15 protein-coding genes and 1 pseudogene are annotated in these 18,225 nt (G+C 62.7%); 7 read left to right on the top strand and 9 right to left on the bottom strand.

Features of this window, described 5'->3' with window-relative positions:
- The first annotated feature begins 31 nt into the window (after positions 1–31).
- On the top strand, positions 32–787 hold the full coding sequence (locus tag CJU94_RS26050) for a transporter substrate-binding domain-containing protein (protein WP_244221088.1): 756 nt from the start codon (positions 32–34) through the stop codon (positions 785–787).
- A 273-nt stretch (positions 788–1,060) separates the two neighbouring features.
- On the opposite strand, the gene CJU94_RS26045 is transcribed toward CJU94_RS26050, so the two are convergent.
- The 4 genes and pseudogenes from CJU94_RS26045 to CJU94_RS26030 form a co-directional block, all read right to left on the bottom strand.
- Entirely contained in the window at positions 1,061–1,993 is a 933-nt protein-coding gene (locus CJU94_RS26045; RefSeq protein ID WP_208645412.1) for a dihydrodipicolinate synthase family protein, read from the bottom strand.
- A 27-nt stretch (positions 1,994–2,020) separates the two neighbouring features.
- Positions 2,021–3,732, bottom strand: a pseudogene (locus tag CJU94_RS26040) (IlvD/Edd family dehydratase).
- A 119-nt stretch (positions 3,733–3,851) separates the two neighbouring features.
- Positions 3,852–4,499 (bottom strand): FadR/GntR family transcriptional regulator, encoded by a 648-nt coding sequence (locus CJU94_RS26035; protein WP_095421513.1) that lies wholly within the window; start codon positions 4,497–4,499, stop codon positions 3,852–3,854.
- Positions 4,500–4,679: 180 nt separating this feature from the next.
- A complete protein-coding gene (locus tag CJU94_RS26030; RefSeq protein WP_095421512.1) occupies positions 4,680–5,981 on the bottom strand; it encodes an aspartate aminotransferase family protein in 1,302 nt (433 codons plus the stop codon).
- 103 nt (positions 5,982–6,084) lie between these two features.
- Here CJU94_RS26030 and CJU94_RS26025 point away from each other — a divergent pair, with 103 nt between their 5' ends.
- Positions 6,085–6,942 carry a LysR family transcriptional regulator gene (locus CJU94_RS26025; protein ID WP_095421511.1) on the top strand — a complete coding sequence of 286 codons (858 nt, stop codon included), beginning with the start codon at positions 6,085–6,087 and terminating at the stop codon, positions 6,940–6,942.
- A gap of 144 nt (positions 6,943–7,086) precedes the next feature.
- Here CJU94_RS26025 and CJU94_RS26020 read toward each other — a convergent pair whose 3' ends face one another.
- Positions 7,087–8,034, bottom strand: a complete 948-nt coding sequence (locus CJU94_RS26020) for a LysR family transcriptional regulator (protein WP_095421510.1) — start codon at positions 8,032–8,034, stop codon at positions 7,087–7,089.
- A 128-nt stretch (positions 8,035–8,162) separates the two neighbouring features.
- Here CJU94_RS26020 and CJU94_RS26015 point away from each other — a divergent pair, with 128 nt between their 5' ends.
- The 3 genes from CJU94_RS26015 (at position 8,163) to CJU94_RS26005 (ending at position 10,429) form a co-directional block, all read left to right on the top strand.
- Positions 8,163–8,822, top strand: coding sequence for an NADPH-dependent F420 reductase (locus CJU94_RS26015; RefSeq protein ID WP_095421509.1), 660 nt, complete (start codon positions 8,163–8,165; stop codon positions 8,820–8,822).
- A gap of 115 nt (positions 8,823–8,937) precedes the next feature.
- Positions 8,938–9,504, top strand: coding sequence for a GNAT family N-acetyltransferase (locus tag CJU94_RS26010; protein ID WP_095421508.1), 567 nt, complete (start codon positions 8,938–8,940; stop codon positions 9,502–9,504).
- Between the two features lie 313 nt (positions 9,505–9,817).
- Positions 9,818–10,429: an ATP phosphoribosyltransferase regulatory subunit gene (locus tag CJU94_RS26005; RefSeq protein ID WP_208645411.1), complete on the top strand. Its 612-nt coding sequence runs from the start codon at positions 9,818–9,820 to the stop codon at positions 10,427–10,429.
- 69 nt (positions 10,430–10,498) lie between these two features.
- On the opposite strand, the gene CJU94_RS26000 is transcribed toward CJU94_RS26005, so the two are convergent.
- On the bottom strand, positions 10,499–11,491 hold the full coding sequence (locus tag CJU94_RS26000; protein WP_095421507.1) for an aldo/keto reductase: 993 nt from the start codon (positions 11,489–11,491) through the stop codon (positions 10,499–10,501).
- Positions 11,492–11,932: 441 nt separating this feature from the next.
- Between CJU94_RS26000 and ilvD the strand changes: the two genes are divergently transcribed.
- A complete protein-coding gene (ilvD, locus tag CJU94_RS25995; RefSeq protein ID WP_095421506.1) occupies positions 11,933–13,795 on the top strand; it encodes a dihydroxy-acid dehydratase in 1,863 nt (620 codons plus the stop codon).
- Between the two features lie 243 nt (positions 13,796–14,038).
- On the opposite strand, the gene CJU94_RS25990 is transcribed toward ilvD, so the two are convergent.
- Positions 14,039–14,674 (bottom strand): TetR/AcrR family transcriptional regulator, encoded by a 636-nt coding sequence (locus CJU94_RS25990; RefSeq protein WP_095421505.1) that lies wholly within the window; start codon positions 14,672–14,674, stop codon positions 14,039–14,041.
- Between the two features lie 89 nt (positions 14,675–14,763).
- Between CJU94_RS25990 and CJU94_RS25985 the strand changes: the two genes are divergently transcribed.
- Positions 14,764–15,645 (top strand): aldo/keto reductase family oxidoreductase, encoded by an 882-nt coding sequence (locus tag CJU94_RS25985; protein WP_095421504.1) that lies wholly within the window; start codon positions 14,764–14,766, stop codon positions 15,643–15,645.
- 57 nt (positions 15,646–15,702) lie between these two features.
- Here the strand turns inward: CJU94_RS25985 and CJU94_RS25980 are convergent, their stop codons facing one another.
- Both CJU94_RS25980 and CJU94_RS25975 read right to left on the bottom strand, forming a co-directional pair.
- Positions 15,703–16,506: a sulfite exporter TauE/SafE family protein gene (locus tag CJU94_RS25980; RefSeq protein ID WP_095421503.1), complete on the bottom strand. Its 804-nt coding sequence runs from the start codon at positions 16,504–16,506 to the stop codon at positions 15,703–15,705.
- Between the two features lie 33 nt (positions 16,507–16,539).
- Entirely contained in the window at positions 16,540–18,195 is a 1,656-nt protein-coding gene (locus CJU94_RS25975) for a bifunctional protein tyrosine phosphatase family protein/NAD(P)/FAD-dependent oxidoreductase (protein WP_095421502.1), read from the bottom strand.
- Positions 18,196–18,225: the final 30 nt, after the last annotated feature.

The following is an 18,225-nucleotide window of genomic DNA, read 5'->3' as shown; positions in this document are numbered from 1 at the left end:
TAGCGTGAAACTATTGGCTTCCTGCGTAGTGATGGCGACCTCGCTGGCGATGTCATGCGCGGCGTCCGCGAAAGACTGGTCGACGATTCGCATCGGCATCGACCCGACCTATCCGCCATTCGAATCGCTGGCGAAAGATGGCTCGGTGGTCGGCTTCGACGTCGATTTGGGCAACGCATTGTGCGCGAAGCTAAAAGCGAAATGCGTGTGGGTGCAGACCAGTTTCGACGGTTTGATTCCGGGCCTGCAGGCCCGCAAGTTCGACGTGATTCTGTCGTCGATGGCGGCGACCGCGAAGCGCCGCGAGCAGATCGATTTCACCCACCGTCTCTATCGCAACCAGACACGTCTGATCGGCAGCCAGAAAGCGGGCTTGCAGCCGGAAGCCGCGAAACTGGCCGGCAAGAAGATCGCGGTCGAGCAAGGCACGGTGCAGGAAACCTACGCCCGCGAAAAATGGGCGCCGGCCGGCGCGCAGGTGGTGTCGTACCAGAACTATGATCAGGCGTACGCGGACCTCGGCACGGGGCGGGTGGACGGCGTGCTCATGGATGCGGTGCAGGGCCAGCAGGGCTTTCTGGACACGCCCAGCGGCGCGGGCTTCGCGTTTGCCGGCGGCACGGTGTACGACCCGATCATCATGGGCGACGGCGACGCCGCTGGCGTGCGAAAAAGCGATCCGGAACTGCGCGACGCGTTGAACGGCGCGATTGCGGAGATTCTGCGCGACGGTACGTACAAGAAGGTGGAAGCGAAGTATTTCAGCTTCGATATGTACGGGAAATGAACGGCGGAGCGTACCAACCTGCCAGTTGAGAAGATCGGCCGCCGTAAGGGTTTCGCTCGTGGCGAGCAACCTGCCAACCTGTCCAGCCGGTATCGGCGAAGCCACGACAGAGCATCGGACGATTGAGCCCACGCGGTCGATCGATAATGGTTCGTTTAGACGGATCGTGGTCAACGGGAACAGCGCCCGCTTCCTGTAAAGCGGACGTCAGCCGGACAGGTTGGGTTCGTACACGTCGCAGTGAGTCACGGCAGTGGAGCAATCAGCGGTTCGTCAGGCGTCGTTGGAGCCGGCGTGGGACCGGAAAGCACCCAACCGCGTTGCAAAGCGTCGTGCGCATTCCAGCCCGAACGCGGTCGGTGCGACGCCGCGATCGTGCTGCACGTCGAAGCCCATGCGCCACGCGGCGATCCGCTTGCCATAGCAGGTAAGCGCGTCGAGCGACTGCATCACAAAGACGATAGCCGGCAGGGCCTGGGCATAAAGTGCTTCGGCATCCTGTTCGAGTCCGTCAGCGAACGCTTGTTGCATTGCGACCTGCCAGTCGAATGTGTCCGGCGCGACGATCAGTCCGGCACAGCCGGCGCGCAGATTGTCGACGAGTTCCTGTCCGCCCCTGCCATTGAAAACCGGCAACGTATGGCCAAGCGCGCGCAGCCGCTCGACCGTGCGCTGAATCGTGGTCGCGGGTCCTTCGCCTTTGAGCAGGCGAAAATCTGGACACCGACTCGCCAGCGCCACGATCGATTCAGCCGACAAGCCGACGCCGAGATATTCCGGCGCGTTCTGTATGCCGACCGGGACGCGCGTGCGCTGCATCACCGCTGCAAAGAAGTCGAAGTAGAACGATTCCGGCTGGTCCCGCATCGACGGCGGCTGAAGGATCAGCCACGAAGCGCCGCGCTCGACGGCGTAGTCGGCCATTGCGACTTGCGCGTTCACGGTATCGCCCGTGATGGTGACGACGAGCGGGACACGTGCGGCGATGTCTTCGCTTGCCCAGTCGATCAGTCGATGTTTCTCATCAAGCGATAGCCGGTTCACTTCGGTCGCGAGACCGAGTATGACGATGCTCCGGGCGCCCGCCGTGATCGTCGCGTCGATCTGCGTCCGCATGGCTTCGCGATCCAACTGGTTGTGGGCGTCGAAGTAGGCGTACAGAACAGGCCAGATGCCGCTCGGCGAAGAATGAGAGTCGGGTGTCATCGATATCACCCGCTGGGGAGACGGGGTTCAATGCGAATCGCGCGGCACCGGCGCGCCGCTCGACCCCACCAGGAAGTCGAGATCGGCGCCCTGGTCCGCTTGCAGCACGTGTTCGACGTAGAGCTTGTAGTAGCCGCGTTTGGGCGCTTCCGGCGCCTGCCATGCGGCGCGCCGGCGCGCGAGTTCGTCGTCGCTGACGTCCAGATGCAGGCGCCGTGCTTCGACATCGAGTTCGATCATGTCGCCGGTTCGCACGAACGCGAGCGGGCCGCCTGCGGCCGCTTCCGGCGACACGTGCAGCACAACGGCACCGTACGCCGTGCCGCTCATGCGACCGTCGGAAATGCGCACCATGTCCGTAATGCCTTTTTGCAGCACCTTTTTCGGCAGCGGCATGTTGCCGACTTCGGCGAAACCCGGATAACCCTTCGGCCCGGCGCCCTTGAGCACCATGATGCAATGCTCGTCGATGTCGAGCGACTCGTCGTCGATCTTCGCGTGCAGTTCCTCGATGTTCTCGAACACCACGGCGCGGCCGCGGTGTTTCAGCAGCTTCGCGGTCGCCGCCGACGGTTTGATCACCGCGCCATTCGGCGCCAGGTTGCCCTTGAGCACCGCGATGCCGGCCTTCGGCTTGAACGGCTCGGCGAACGTCGTGATGACCTTTTCGTCATAGTTCGGGGCGTTGCGCACGTTGTCCCAGAGTGTCTTGCCGTTTACCGTCAGCGCTTCCTTATGCAGCAGTCCCTGTTCGCCGAGTTGCTTCAACACGGCCGGCAAACCGCCCGCGTAGTAAAAGTCCTCCATCAGGTATTCGCCCGACGGTTGCAGATTCACGAGACACGGCACGTCCGAACCCAGCTCCCAGTCCTCCAGCGACAACTCCACGCCAATACGCTTGGCGAGCGCGATCAGATGGACGACCGCATTGGTCGAGCCACCGATCGCCGCGTTCGTGCGGATGGCGTTTTCGAAGGCCTGACGCGTGAGGATCTTGTCCATCGTCAGATCCTCGCGGACCATGTCGACGATGCGGCGCCCCGCGAGATGCGCGAGCACCTGACGGCGCGCGTCGACCGCGGGAATCGCCGCGTTGTGCGGCAAGCCCATGCCGAGCGATTCGACCATCGAGGCCATCGTCGAGGCCGTGCCCATCGTCATGCAGTGGCCGCGCGAGCGGTTCATGCACGACTCGGCTTCGGTGAATTCCTCCTGCGTCATCGCACCGGCGCGTACTTCTTCGGACATCTGCCAGACGCCTGTGCCGGAGCCGATGTTCTTGCCGCGAAAGCGGCCATTGAGCATCGGACCGCCCGATACCGCGAGCGCGGGCAGATTGCACGACGCCGCGCCCATCAGCAGCGCGGGCGTGGTCTTGTCGCAGCCGACCAGCAGGATCACGCCGTCCATGGGATTGCCGCGAATCGATTCCTCGACGTCCATCGAGGCGAGGTTGCGGAACAGCATCGCGGTAGGGCGCAGATTCGACTCGCCGAGCGACATCACCGGGAACTCGAGCGGCAGGCCGCCCGCTTCGTGCACGCCTTTTTTCACATACTCGGCGAGCTCGCGAAAATGCGCGTTGCACGGCGTCAGTTCGGACCACGTATTGCAGATGCCGATCACCGGGCGTCCGTCGAATTCGTCGTGTGGAATGCCCTGATTCTTCATCCACAGCGGTGGATGAAACTGTCCTTGTCGTTCCTGCCGAACCAACTCTGCGAGCGGAGTTTGCGCATATCGTCACCTTTGTGTGCCGGTTGAGTACTTCTGACAAGCAGCTAATCGACTATCCCTGCGAGCGGCGTACCTCGCCGCGACCGATTGCGTCGAGATCGCGCCGCGTCGAGAGGAGTAGCTAGGTCATGGCGGCATGCGCCTGCGTGGGCTGTCGCCGGCGAATCGCGTCAAAGACGTTTTGGTGCATTTGCAAGGAGTCTCTCGGGTCGGCCGCATGCTGGCCCGTCACGCGGATCTCGGCGGCAAGCGCTGCCCGGATCGTCACGATCAGTTGTCGTAGAACCCAGTTCCCGGTTGCGTCGATGATCGAGGCATGGAACGACAGATCCGCGTCGTGCCAACCGGGGCCGCGTGTTCCGTCGGCCTCGGCTCCCATTGACGTGAGCGCCGCTCCGATGCGTTCGAGATCCCGGTCGTTCGCGCGTTGTGCGGCGAGTTCCGCGGCGCGAGGCTCGATCAGAAGACGCGCTTCGATCAGATCATGAAAGAAGTCGACGTCCGCCACATACTTGACGGCCACCTCGAGCACGCTCGGGTCGAGGAGATTCCAGGCGCCGCGGGGCAGCACGCTGGCTCCTTTGCGTCGACGCACTTCGATCAGGCCAAGGGACTGCAGCTTCTGCATGGCTTCCCGCGCCGCGGTACGGCTGACCCCTCTCGCCTCGGCGAGTTCGATCTCGTTCGGCAGCGAGGTGCCCGGCGCAAATTGCCCGGACACGATCGACTCGATCAGATCGGTGACGATCGACTCATGCAGCTTAAGCATCTTGCTTTTCCAATTTCGATCACTGATTTAGTCTGACATATTTGTGATGATCGAGTCGATTGTTTTGCTTTAAGCTCAATATGTGGTCGAATATGAGATACATATTCGACCCACTGGTCGATCACATGAACGTGATTCTCCGCGCGACAATTCCGTTTTGTCCGCCGTCTTGCGAGTCGATCAAAGCGAGCGCTCGATAGCCTGTCCGAGCAACGCCAGCCCGAGATCCACCTCATCCTCGTGAACGGTCAGCGGCGGCGCGATCCGGAACACCCCGCCCATACCGGGCAACTGCACGATGTTCATGCTGAGCCCCAGCTTCATGCACTCGCGGGTGATCTTTGCGCCAAGCCCATCCGCCGGTTCCTTCGTGCGGCGGTCCTTGACGATTTCCATACCCAGCAGCAGCCCGCGTCCGCGAATGTCGCCGATGCACTCGAAGCGCTCCATCAGATCCAGCAGGCCGCGTTTGAGCCGCTCGCCCATCAGGTTCGCCCGCGCAACCAGCCCGTCGCGCTCGACCACGTCCAGCACTCGTAGACCGACGGCCGCCGGAAGCGGATCGGACACATGGGTCGTGTAGAACAGGTAACCCAATTCGTGGGCCCGTTCTTCGATCTGCGCGGAGGTCACGACGGCCGCGAGCGGCAGGCCGGCGCCCAGCGTCTTCGACAGCGTGAGAATGTCGGGCGTGACGCCGTCGCGCTGGCAGGCGAACATCGTGCCCGTGCGCCCGACCCCGGTTTGCGCTTCATCGAGGATCAGCAGCATGCCGCGCTCCTCGCATTTGCGCTTCAACGCGACCATGTAGCCTGGCGGCAGTTCGATGATTCCGCCGGAACTGAGAATCGGCTCCGCGATGAAAGCGGCGAGGTTGCCGCTGGACTGGCGGTCGATGAGATCGAAGGCGTAGTCCAGCTCCGCCAGGTAGTCGTATTCACCGTTGCGCTCGAACCGCGGCCGGTACGGGAACGGCGCGGGGATCGCAAAGGAGCCGACGGCGGCCGGACCGACGCCCTTGCGGCCGGCACTGTAGGTGGCGGACGCTGCTCCGCCCGTCATGCCGTGCCACGACTGCGCGAAGCCGACGATTTCATATTTGCCCGTGACCAGCTTCGCCATCCGGATGGCGGCCTCGTTCGACTCCGCGCCTGTGCTGAGCAACAGCGCCCGGTCGAGTCCGTCAGGCGTGATGTCGGCCAGCCGGGTCGCGAGGTCGACCACCGGACGCGACAGCATCCCGCTGAACAGATGGTCGAGCTTGCCTGCGTATTCGTTGATGACCGAGACGATTTCCGGATGGCTGTGCCCGAGCACCGCGCTCATCTGCCCCGAAGTGAAATCCAGGATCGCGCGGCCGTCCGCGTCATAGACGAAGCTGCCCTGCGCGCGCTCGATGATCATCGGCTCGAAGGTGCCGCCATATCGAATGAGGTGCTGCCTGGCGTTGCGCCAGAAAGTTGCGTCGTCGTTGCGGGACACGGAGGTTCTCCTTGGCTGTGGCGGGAATGCTTGCAGTCTAGGTGGCTCTCTGATTTCATAGAACCTAATAGTTCTTATAGAAGATAGAAGCGAGCCTAATACCTTGAGTCTTTCACTCGAAATCGATCTGCTGCGGTCGTTCATCGTCGTCGCCGAAGTTCGGGCGCTCACTCGTGCGGCCAACCGGATCGGCCGGACCCAGTCGGCGCTGAGTCAGCAGATGAAGCGGCTCGAAGAAATCGTCGAGCAGCCGCTGTTTCAGCGCACGGGTCGCGGCGTGGTGCTGACGGACCCCGGCGAACGGCTGTTGATCCACGCACAACGCATTCTGCGACTGCACGACGAGGCGATGGCAGACCTGTCGGGTAAAGGGCTGTCGGGCACGATCCGGTTCGGCTGCCCGGACGACTACGCGGCGGTTTTCCTGCCGCATTTGCTGCGTCAGTTCTCGAGCCAGCACCCTCAGGCGCTGGTGGAGGTGGTTTGCGCGCCCACTCCGCGCTTGCTCGAACAACTGGAGATGCATGCGCTGGACCTTGCGATGATCTCGGTGCCGGATGACGCGCCGGATGACGACATCATTCGGCGCGAACCGCTGGTCTGGGTCGGCAGTCCGGGGCTGGATCCGGTGCACTTCGACCCTTTGCCGCTGGCGGTTTCCGATCCGGACACGCTCGACCATGCGGCCGCCTGCGACGCGCTGCGAATCGCGGGCAGGGCTTACCGCATCGCCTATGCAAGCAGCAGTCTCGCCGGTCTCACGGCGCTGGTCCGCTCGGGGCAGGCGTTCGCCGTCATCACGCAGACGGCGGTCGCCCCGGATCTCCACATACTCAATGGCGATCCGGCGCTTCCGCCGTTGCCCACCATTGGCATTACCTTGAAGTTCGAGCGGGAGCGTCCCTCCCATCTGATCACGGCATTCGCGGAACACATCAGACTGACGCTGCCGTTGCTGTGATCGAGCGGACGCAATGGAGGGCGGCTATCTCTCACTGGCGCTTTCCCTGCTGCTGCCTCGCGTGATGCATCGACCGATTGCCCGGATCGCGCGGCAGATACCCTGCATGACGCATGAAAAGCGTGGCGGACTTGTTTGTCGACTTCATCGTACTTCAGTCACAGCGGAGCTTTGCGATCGCCCTCGTCGATTGACGGTGCTAACCCGAGGTCCGAATTCTTCCACCACCAGGTCGATGAACGCGCGCAATTTCGGCGTGACCCGTCTAGCGGTAAAGACCGCGTGCATGGGCCGTTCAGGCGCCTCGTATTTGCGCAGAAGACGCACGAGTCGGCCTGCGGCAATATCCTCTTTGACGGCAATCTCCGGGGCGAGTGCGATGCCAAAGCCGTCAACCGCAGCCGCAATCAGTGCCTTCGTATCGTTCGCCTGAAAGCGCCCGGTGACGGTCACGGCATGCTTGCCGCGCGAACTGCCGAAGACCCACTCGTTGTACGGCGGTAGCGACGTGAAGGAAAAACCAAGGCACTCATGCTTGACCAGTGCTTCCGGTGTTTTGGGCTCACCCCGTTCCTGCAGATAAGCGGGCGACGCGCAGGCGAGCAGTCGATACGGCATCAGCGGTTTTGCGATCATCGACGAATCCGACAGGGTGCCGAGCCGGATCGCCACTTCATAACCTTCATCCACGAGATCCACAAAACGATCGGTTAGCGTGAGATCGACCTGCACGTCGGGATGCGCGCGAAGATAGCGCGTGATTAACGGCGCCAGGCAACAGGATCCAAATGTAACCGGGGCAGTGACACGCAGCCGTCCACGCGGCGACGCTGAGAAGTCCATGGCTACCGATTCCGCCGCCTCGGCATCCGCGAGCAGGGCTTTGCAGCGTTCATAAAATATCTGTCCGATTTCGGTCAAGCTCTGGCGACGGGTGGTACGGGCAAGAAGCGGCGCGCCGACCCGCTCTTCGAGCGCGATCACATGCCGCCCGGCCATTTGCGACGAAATGCCGAAGGCGAGAGCGGCTGCCGCAAACGAGCCGCTTTCGGCGGCTTTGACGAAGATGGCCATGCTGGTCAGGCGGTCCATGATTCCCCACTCATAGTTTCTACAGGCGAACCGGAATCATCGTTTATCTCGTTCAGGTTTTCAATCATAGTAGTTGCACGGTGCGGGCGGTTGATGATGCCGCCGGCAAGTTCAACAGGAGATTGAAAATGAAGATGGGTATTTTGGGTGCGGGATTTCTTGGCAGGGCGATGGCGACGCTGGCAAAACAGCACGGGCACGAGGTGATGATAAGCAACTCGCGGGGCACGGAAACGCTGATGAGCACAGCCGCGGCAATTGGCTGCCGGGTCGGCACCGCGCGTGAGGCCGCGGTATTCGGCGAGCTGGCCGTGGTGGCGGTGCCGTTTCGCCATTACCTCGCGCTGCCCGTTGCGGAGCTGGAAGGGAAGATCGTGATCGACACGTGCAACTATTATCCCGAGCGCGATGGTCATATCGACGTACTGGACCAGCACGCCATAACCACCAGTGAATTGATGGCGCGCCATTTGCGCGGAGCGAGGCTGGTGAAGGCCTTCAACGCGATTCTCGCAAAGGATCTCGAAACGGACGGCACTCCGGCTGGAGAATCAGCAAGGCGTGCGCTGCCAATGGCGGGCGACGACCTCGCGGCCAAGCAGGTGGTAGCCGGTATTCTGGATCAATTCGGTTTCGACGCTGTCGATGCGGGCTCGTTGTCCGCGAGCTGGCGCTTTGAACGGGCGAAGCCCGCGTATTGCGTTCGGCTGGATCGGGCGGGTCTTCTGGAGAGGTTGGCTGAAGCGAAGCGAGAGGTGGAACTGCCGCATGGTTCGTGGCGGCACTAAGGAGAGGTGGTCGCTCGTTTTTGCGTGATCCAAAGCGACGTTGCTCGGGCTTTTGTTACTCGGTATATTCAAACGCTGCGGCGAATGGCCGATCGACAAGGCGACCCGGAGAGACATGCAACCGATTCTGCTGGATGTGTGCGATGCGCTTCAGACCGAACGGCTGACCGTCCGATGCCCTCGCCCGGGCGACGGGCAAATGGTTTTCGACGCTACCGTTGATTCTCTGGACGCGCTAAGAGAATTTCCCGCATCCCTTCCATGGGCCCTCGACGCCCCCTCGCTCGAAGCATCCGAAGCATTTTGCCGAAACGGATTCGCTGATTTCGCCGCGCGGCGCGACTTTCCTTTCCTGATGTTCCTCCGCAACACCGAAACAGTGGTCGGCTGCGCAGGCATACATCGGCCCGTTTGGTCCATTCCCGCCTTCGACATTGGATGGTGGGGCCGCACGCAGTATCTCGGGCGAGGTTTGATAAGCGAAGGCGTAGACGCACTTTTGAAATTCGCGTTTGCGGATCTGCGCGCGCGGCGGGTCCAAGCCATGGTCGATGAACTCAACGCAAAAAGTTGGCGGATCTGCGAGCGCGTGGGTATGGATTTCGAAGGGACGCTGCGCCACTCGCGGGTCGAGCCGGGCGGGCGACTGTCGAACACCAGAGTGTATGCGACTGTTCGTTAGCGCGGAAATTGCGTCGTCGTGTTTTAACGGTGCGGTCGTTCAATCGGACCACCCGGAGACAAATCGACTTGCACACAACATCAGCTTTGTGTGTCAATATCGGCGACATGGAACTCCGTAACGTCCCGACCAGGTCTCACCATCATCACGGCTGCAATTCAATGCGCCGTGGTTCGTTACGTCCATAGCAAGGAACTGGAGAGTTCGGTTCTTCCTGCTCCATGCACAAACGATCAAGGCGCCTCAGGCGCCTTTTTTTATTTTCAGACTCGAGAGGATCTCATGACCATGATTCGCGGAACCCGTTTTATCGTTGGAAAGGAAGCTGCGCAAATACGCGCTCTGGAGGACAGGTTCCGGAGCTATCTTCATTGACGCGGGAGCGCAAGAGGCGATCGTTCCCGCTTTGTGGTCGCAGGACACGTTTATCCAGAAGGCGGGTGGCAGCGAGATCGTCGATCAGATGTGGGCCTTTCCGGATAAGAAGGGACGTCCCTGCTGCCTGATCCCGGAAGCCACGGCTTTGTTCCAGGAGAAGTGCGACGAACTGCTCGGTCGGCGAGAGGAACGCATGCTGTTTTACGTTGCACGGTGCTATCGATATGAGCGGCCGCAGGCCGGCCGCTATCGGGAGTTTACGCAACTGGGATTCGAATACCTGTCCTCAAGCCCGGAACGGGCTGCGAGGCGGAGCCAGGCTATAGCGATTGGCTTTTTCGATTCACTCGGACTGAACTATGAAGTCGACGGCGCGGCCCGCAGAGGCCTCAGCTACTACCTGAACGGGCAGGGCTTCGAGATGCGTTGCACCGAACTCGGAGCGCAGCAACAAGTTGTGGGCGGAGGGGCATATCGGGAGGGAGCCGGTTTCGGCATCGGGGCCGAGCGGCTGCTCTTAGCCATGACGGCTCAAGGGCTCATCTAGCGACGAGCCAGATTGAAGGGACGTTCAGATGTCCATGGCAATCCTTGAGCGGCCGTTCGTCTCTTTCGTCTAAAGGCCTGTCATCTTCAGCACGGCCTCGGGCAGCCGCTCGCCCTGCACCTTGATCCTGGAGGTCTCCCGGTCGATTTCAACGAGGTCTTCTCGCGATAGCACCAGATCGGCGCCACCAAGATTTTCCTCCAGGCGCTGAAGTTTGGTCGTACCCGGGATCGGCACGATCCAGCGCTTCTGCGCCAGCAGCCATGCGAGTGCGACCTGAGCCGGGCTGGCGCCCTTGCGCGCGCCGACGGATTTGACGACGTTGACGAGCGCCATATTCGCCTTGCGTGCCTCGACCGAAAAACGAGGAACGAGATTGCGAAAATCCGTTGAATCGAACTGGGTGGTCTCGTCAATTTTGCCGGTGAGAAAACCCGCGCCCAAGGGGCTAAAAGGTACGAATCCGATACCAAGCTCTTCGAGGGTTGGAAGAAGCTCCTGTTCCGGCGCTCGCCAGAACAGCGAAAACTCGCTTTGCACGGCGGTCACTGCCTGGACCGCATGGGCTCGACGGATGGTTTGCACGCCTGCCTCGGACAGCCCAAAATGCTTGACCTTGCCTTCGGCAATCAACGCCTTTACGGCGCCGGCCACGTCTTCGATCGGCACCGCCGGATCCACGCGATGCTGATAGAACAGATCGATGCGATCGGTTCGCAAACGCTTGAGCGCGGCTTCTGCGACGGCTCTGATGTGCTCGGGGCGGCTATTGGTGCCGCCGCGGCGTTCACCGGTTGCGAGGTCGATGTCGAAGCCGAACTTGGTGGCGATAACGACCTTGTCACGGACCGGCTGCAACGCTTCGCCAACCAGCTCTTCATTGACGAAAGGCCCGTAGGCTTCCGCTGTGTCGAACAGCGTAACGCCCCGCTCGTGTGCCGCGCGGATGAGCTTGATCATTTCCTGCCTGTCCGCGGGCGGCCCATATGCCGAACTCATGCTCATGCAGCCCAAGCCGAGCGCCGAGACTTCGAGGTTGTTTCCGAGCTTGCGATTTTCCATGATTCCATTCCGATGATTGAGCGAGGCAACGCGGCTCGCGCCCCATGCAGGGCAGCGCTCAGTCCTTCGCCGACGTTGCGTGATGAAGTCAAGGTTAAGTGCATACACTTCGCTCAACAATATGGTCAGAATTGCATGGGCTTGTGAGTGAAATTCAGTAATTGGGGCGTGCGCCTGACGATCGCCGCGCTATCTCCACATCTTCCGTCCGCTGATCGAACGCTATCAATATCTTTTTCGACCTAATTGCGCTGAAAAAATATATTGGACGTCTTACTCGCGCTCTCGCACTATTCGTCCATTCCCAACGCACACCATTCGCGGTATCGCGAGCCGCTGCCGGCGGGGCAGGCGTATGCCGTCACGCCCTGAAAAGGTCATGTGGCCGGTCCGCGCGGAGTGCCATTCCAAGTTAAAAGACCCCAATACCTGAGGATACAGATGCCTGAATATCGTTCACGAACTTCGACTCATGGTCGCAACATGGCCGGCGCACGCGCGCTGTGGCGTGCCACCGGCATGAAGGACGGTGATTTCGGCAAGCCCATTATTGCGGTGGTGAACTCGTTCACCCAGTTCGTGCCGGGGCATGTGCATTTGCGCGACCTCGGCGCGCTGGTCGCGAAGCAGATCGAAGCGGCTGGCGGCGTCGCCAAGGAATTCAATACCATCGCAGTGGACGACGGCATCGCCATGGGCCACGGCGGCATGCTGTATTCGCTGCCCTCGCGCGAACTGATCGCCGACTCGGTCGAGTACATGGTCAACGCGCATTGCGCCGACGCCATGGTCTGCATCTCCAATTGCGACAAGATCACGCCAGGCATGCTGATGGCCGCCATGCGCCTGAACATTCCCGTCGTGTTCGTCTCCGGCGGTCCGATGGAAGCGGGCAAGGTCACGTCGCCGAAAGACGGGCAGGTGATCGCCAAAATCGATCTGATCGACGCGATGATCAAGGCGGCCGACTCGAAGGTCAGCGACGCGGAAGTCGCGGAGATCGAGCGCAGCGCCTGCCCGACGTGCGGCTCCTGCTCGGGCATGTTCACCGCGAACTCGATGAATTGCCTGACCGAAGCCATCGGTCTGGCGTTGCCCGGCAACGGCACGATCGTCGCCACGCACGCATGGCGCAAGGGTCTGTTCGAGCAGGCCGGCCGTCTGGTGGTGGACCTGTGCCGCCGCTACTATCAGGAAGAAGACGCGTCGGTCCTGCCGCGCAGCATCGCGAGCAAGGCGGCATTCGAGAACGCCATGGCGCTCGACGTCGCCATGGGCGGTTCGACCAACACCGTGCTTCACCTGCTGGCGGCGGCGCAGGAAGCCGGCGTCGATTTCACCATGTCCGACATCGATCGCATCTCGCGCAAAGTGCCTTGCCTGTGCAAAGCCGCGCCCGCCACCGACAAATACCATATCGAAGACGTTCACCGTGCCGGCGGCATCCTCGGTATTCTGGGTGAACTGGCTCGCGCGGATCTGCTCGACCTGTCGTGCGGCAACGTGCATAGCGGCACGCTGGGCAATGCGATCGCCCAATGGGACATCGCCGGCGGCGCCGGCGAAGCCGCGCAGAAGTTCTTCCGCGCGGCGCCGGGCGGCATTCCGACCACCGTCGCGTTCAGTCAGGAGGCCACGTTCGCCTCGCTGGATACGGACCGCAAGACCGGCTGCATTCGCAGCAAGGAGAACGCGTATTCGAAAGACGGCGGCCTCGCCGTGCTGTACGGCAACCTCGCGGACAAGGGTTGTATCGTCAAGACCGCGGGTGTCGACGAATCGCAGTGGATTTTCTCCGGGCGTGCGCGCGTGTACGAAAGTCAGGACGACGCCGTCGAAGCCATTCTGGGCGACAAAGTGGTGGCTGGCGACGTGGTCGTGATCCGTTACGAAGGCCCCAAGGGCGGCCCCGGCATGCAGGAAATGCTTTACCCCACGTCGTATCTGAAATCGAAGGGCTTGGGCAAGACCTGCGCGCTCTTCACCGACGGCCGCTTCTCCGGCGGTTCGTCCGGGCTGGTGATCGGGCACGCGTCGCCGGAAGCGGCCGAAGGCGGCACGATCGGTCTGGTGGAAGAGGGCGATGTGATCGAAATCGACATTCCTAATCGCAAGATGCACCTGGTGGTCACGGACGAGGAATTGGCGCGCCGCCGCGCAGCCATGGTGGCGCGCGGCGACAAGGCGTGGATGCCGGCGGCGCGTGAGCGCGTGGTGTCGCAGGCGTTGCAGGCCTATGCGGCGCTGGCCACCTCCGCTGACCGCGGCGCGGTGCGGGATATCTCGCAACTGAAGCGCAAGTAAGGCGCAACGGTTCTGTCGCAGTCAGGCGCGCAGGACCCAGGAGTCGATCGCCGGGGACGCCCGGCGATCGCGTCGCTGCCCGGCCCGAAGGCGTCGGGCAGCGACAGTCGCGCACGGTCGCGCCCTCGCAACGAGGGCAGGCCGGCTAGACTTTTTCCGGCAGCATGTCAGCCGGTTTTCACATGGGTGGCGCGGATTTCAGCGTGTGTGGCACCTGTCGCGTTCGAGACCCGTGCTCACCGATCACTTCGGACGCGCCTCGCGTTCCAGATACCCTAGACAAAGCGACTCAAGTTGACCGCGTAGCTTGCGGATCATGGATGGTGGCGGCTTGTTCTCGAGCAGCGAACGGACAGGGCCGGCCAATGCGCCCATGAACATGAAAGTGGTCGTGGGAATGTCGTCAAACTGCGCGTCGGAAGCCGTTTTCAGCATCGCCTCCAGCGCCACGCGGCTGCGAGTCTGCACTTCGCGTACGTAGTCGCGCGAGTCGAGTTCGAGGGCAACTGCGTATAGCGCACGCGATTCGTCCAGGTTCTCCGTCTTTGCTTTCACGAATGCGGCAACGACCGCCTTCACCATTGCCGACAAAGTGGCGTTGTGCGCCGACCCGGCGGCGGCTTCCGTCGCGCTCACCACCCTTTCCAGATGTCGTTGCAGCACGGCAAAGAGAAGCGCCTGCTTTTGCGGAAAGTACTGATAGAGCGTGCCGACCGATACACCGGCTCGCTCGGCTACCCGGATGGTGGTGAGCCGCTGCAACCCTTCGGCCAGCAAAACCTGAATAGTCGCATCGAAAATGGCGTCCACGGTGGCTTGCGAACGCGCCTGCTGCGGCTGTTTGCGGGCGTTCAGCCCCTGTCCGTTATCGGTGCGCATATGCGAATTCACAATCTGAATGATTATTCGTATTCTATTCGAGCAGGTTTCAGCGACAGAAACATCAACCCGAAAAAAGGAGTGCATCGATGACTGAAGTGACGCGGGCAGGCACGTTTGAACTTGGCGATTTCCCTGTTACGCGCATGGGCTACGGTGCGATGCAGCTGGCGGGTCCACACGTTTTCGGTCCGCCGAAAGACCGCAACGCGGCGATAGCCGTGCTCCGTACGGCCGTTGAAAGCGGAATCACCCATATCGATACGAGCGATTTCTACGGCCCCCACGTGACCAATCAGATCATCCGCGAGGCGCTTCATCCGTATCCCGATGCGCTCACTATCGTTACGAAAGTGGGCGCGAGCCGAGGTAGCGATGGCTCGTGGAACCTCGCCGCCTCGGCGGCGGAACTGGAGTCGGCGGTGCATGACAACCTTCGCCATCTCGGTCTCGATGTGCTGGACGTCGTGAACTTTCGCGTGATGTTCGACGTCACCGCGCCGGCCGAGGGCGATATCGAAGCGCCGCTAGCCGCACTCGCGCAGCTTCAGGCAAAAGGCTTGATTCGGCACATTGGGTTGAGCAACGTGACGGCGAAGCAGATCGCGCAGGGACGCGCGATGACGGAGATCGTATGCGTGCAGAACCTGTACAACCTCGCGCATCGCAACGATGACGTGCTGATCGACAGTCTCGCGGAAGATGGGATCGCCTATGTGCCGTTCTTTCCGCTCGGCGGCTTCTCTCCGCTGCAGGCCGAAGCGCTGAACGACGCGGCTAACCAGTGCGGCGCGACGCCGATGCAGGTGGCGCTTGCATGGTTGCTGCATCGCTCGCCGAACATACTGCTGATTCCCGGCACCTCGTCGGTCGAGCATCTGAGGCAGAACATCGAAAGCGTGAACCTTGATTTGCCGCAGGACGTGTTGTCGTCGTTGGACACCATCGGTTCCGGGAAGCCGCAAGACTGAACCGGTGCCGCTCGATGCTGCGCGCGACCCAGGCCGCGCACTAGCAACTGAGCGGCGTCAGGCGATCGCGGCCTTCGCCATCAGTCCTAGCGCCACGCAGATCAGAATCGCTGCAAAACCGAGCTGCACCTGGTGCCCCGGCAGACGATGAGACGCCACGCGTCCCGCCAGCATCCCCGCGCCTGTGGCGAGGCTGAACCACAGCACGACTTCGAGCGGCAGCGCTGTGCCGTGGCGCACCGTGGCGATGACACCGCCGCCGCCGACCAGCGTGATCACCAGCAACGAAGTGGCCACCACGCCGTGCATGGGCACGTTGGTCAGCTTGCGCATCATCGGCACGATGATGAAGCCTCCGCCGACACCGAGCAGACCGGTCATCAGTCCGGTGAGCGCGCCTGTCGCCGCGAGCGCCGCGCCCGTCGCCCACGACCAGACAAGCCGGCCGGTCGCGGGATCGAGGCGCGCCACGCACAGCGCCGATTCAGGCTGGGGCGCCGCGCCGCTGCGGAGCGTGTGGCGCAGCAGCCGAACCGCGACGACCAGCATCACGCCGGCAAAGAGCGTAAGCAGCAAACGCTGCGGTAACGCGTGTGCGAGACGGGCGCCCAGCGCTGTCGCCGGAATCCCGGCTATCGCCATGAACAGCGCGGCGCGATAGCGGACAAGCCCCTTGCGGAACGCCTCGAGCGCGCCGACCGCCGCGCTGCTCGATACCGCGACGAGCGCGACCGGCGTGGCCTGCTGCATCGGCCAGCCCATCCCGAACACCAGCGCGGGCACCGCGAGAATGCCGCCGCCCGCGCCCGTGAGACCGAGCAACGCGCCCACGATTGCGCCGAGTAGAAGTGAGATCAGCATGGATAGACTCGAGGGTTGATGACAGACCGCCGCTCATTCGGCGAGCCGGGGACGGGCGAGCCACTCCTTGCCCCTGAGCATGCCGCGCCAATAGAGCGGCGGCAGGATGCGCTCCTTCAGCAGCCAGGCGAGCCGCGACGGATGCTTGCCGTCGATCAGCCAGCCGGGGAAGGTCGGCGCGACCTTGCCGCCGTAGAGAAACTCGGCGAGGACGATCTTGCCGCGCTCGACCGTCAGCGGACACGAGCCATAGCCGTCGTACTTTGCGATCCCCGGCATTGCGCCGAGCGCCGCGAGCACGTTGTGCGCGACGACCGGCGCCTGCTTGCGGGCGGCGGCGGCGGTCTTTGCGTTCGGCGTGTTGGTCACGTCGCCAAGCCCGTAGACGTTGTCAAAACGCTTGTGTCGCAAGGTCGTCGGGTCGACGTCGAGCCAGCCCGCCGCGTCGGCGAGCGGACTGGCGGCGATAAAGTCGGGCGCCTTTTGAGGCGGCACCACGTGAATCATGTCGAATTCCGTTTCGAAGCGTTCGGTCGCGCCATCCGCCATCGTGCGCGTGAAGGTCGCGCGCTTCGCCTCGCCATCGATCGCGCTCAGGTTGAGGCCGAAATTCAGCTTGATGCCGTAGCTCTCGACGTATTTCATCAGCGCGGGTACGTAGTCCGCCACGCCGAACAGCACCGCTCCCGCGTTATAGAACTCGACATCGATCCCATTGAGCCGACCGGCGCGCCGCCAGTGATCGGAGGACAGATACATCGCCTTTTGCGGCGCGCCGGCGCATTTGATCGGCATCGGCGGCTGCGTAAACAGCGCGCGCCCGCCCTTGAGCTCCTGCACCAGACGCCACGTGTACGGGGCGAGGTCGTAGCGGTAGTTCGAGGTCACGCCGTTGCGGCCGAGTGTCTGCGGCAACCCTTCAATGGCGTTCCAGTCGAGCTTGAGCCCCGCGCAGACGATCAGTTGGCTATACCGGACGACGCGGCAGCCTTCCAGCACCACGGCATGGTTCTCCGGCTCGAACGCGGCCACCGCGGCCTTGATCCAGCGCACCTCGCCGGGCAGCACGTCGTCCATCGTGCGTGCCGTCGTCTCGGGCCGGAACACGCCTGCGCCGACCATCGTCCAGCCCGGCTGGTAGTAGTGCGTATCGGCCGGATCGATCACGGCGATATCCAGGCCGGGCGAGCGCGCGAGCAGGCTCGACGCCGTTGCGATGCCGGCTGCGCCGGCCCCCACGATCACGATGTCGTGCCGCTCCTGCGAGACCACGAGGGGCGACGCCATCCGGCCGGCGAGCCCGGTCAGATCGTAGCCGGCCGCTTTCCCGGCAGCGACGATTCCGGCGAACGGCTCGGCCGAGGCGCGGGACAACGCCCACAGCGTGGCCGAGCGCATACCGCTGCGGCAATACGCGAGCACCGGTCCCGGCAGGCCATGCAGGTATTCGCCGAACAGCCGTGCGTCAGCGTCGCTCACCCTCCCCGATTCGACCGGCAGATAGCGCGCCTCGATTCCCTCATCGCGCGCGGCCGCCGCGATTTCAGCAAAAGTCGGCTGATCGGGGCCTTCGCCGTCCGGACGGTTGCATATCAACGTGCGAAAGCCCGCGGCGCGCAACGCCGGCAGGTCTGCGACCTGAATCTGCGGGGATACGCTCAGCGCATCCGTCAATCTTTTGATATTCATTGCCTCTCCTAACTGTTCTGCCGGCGATCG

Origin of the sequence: Paraburkholderia aromaticivorans (assembly GCF_002278075.1) — a bacterium.
Taxonomy (GTDB): domain Bacteria; phylum Pseudomonadota; class Gammaproteobacteria; order Burkholderiales; family Burkholderiaceae; genus Paraburkholderia; species Paraburkholderia aromaticivorans.
Note: the sequence above shows the minus strand (reverse complement) of the source record. Positions and strands in the feature narration are given on the sequence as shown.